Annotated in this window: 1 protein-coding gene; it reads right to left on the reverse strand. The window is 61.5% G+C overall.

Features of this window, described 5'->3' with window-relative positions; genetic code table 11:
• On the reverse strand, nt 1–565 hold a 565-nt coding region (locus GTW58_RS13240), incomplete at its 3' end, for an NAD-dependent epimerase/dehydratase family protein (protein ID WP_168023577.1).
• Nucleotides 566–758 lie beyond the last annotated feature (193 nt).

Raw genomic sequence — 758 nt, forward strand, 5'->3', positions numbered from 1 at the left:
TTGTACCGCAGCTAACGATCCACGCAGCAAGGTCCTCGACATCTAGGATTGCGGTCGGCTGGGTTTTGTCGGGGACCAGAACATCCGGCCCGGTCCAGTCGCCCCATCCTCCGATCAGTCCAGGTCGGATGATTGTGACTGGCTGGTCCATTGCTCGGTAAGCATCCTCACAGGCGATCTTTGCAGGGCCGAACTGGCTCATGTCTGGCATCCAGCCCGCCGCGAGTGGGTCATGCACCGTGCCGGCCTCTGACTGCTCAGGCGCGGAGAAGTCGGTGTAGACGCTGCTGGAGTATACGTAGACCCAGTGCCTGCTGGAGAGTTCTCCAACTGCACGGACGGCATGCACTGGATGGGAGGTCAGATCAATTACCGCGTCCCAGGCTGTTCTTGCGACCGAGCGCAGTGCATCAGCATTGTCACGGTCGGCTTTGATAAACGTGGTGCCGGCCGGAGCCGGCTGAGAGCCGCGAGCGAGACAGGTCACGCTGTGGCCAGAACTAAGGAATTGGCGTGCGATCTCACGCCCAAGAAACGCAGTTCCACCGAGCAATAGAATGTCCATGACATTCATGGTGGCACTTGGCGAGCCCGTCCGTGGGCTGCTCTGCTCTGAGCAGATTCAGGCGGCTAAGACGACCGCGCAGTCGCTGAGCGTTGCCTCCATGGTGTCGGCAGCCTTGCGTGCCAGGTCGGGGGCTTCCAAACCAAGGGCTCCGGCGGACGCGTGCAACATCTCGGGCGCAGGGTCCGTCATC

Source organism: Kocuria subflava, assembly GCF_012163155.1.
Taxonomy (GTDB): Bacteria; Actinomycetota; Actinomycetes; order Actinomycetales; family Micrococcaceae; genus Kocuria; species Kocuria subflava.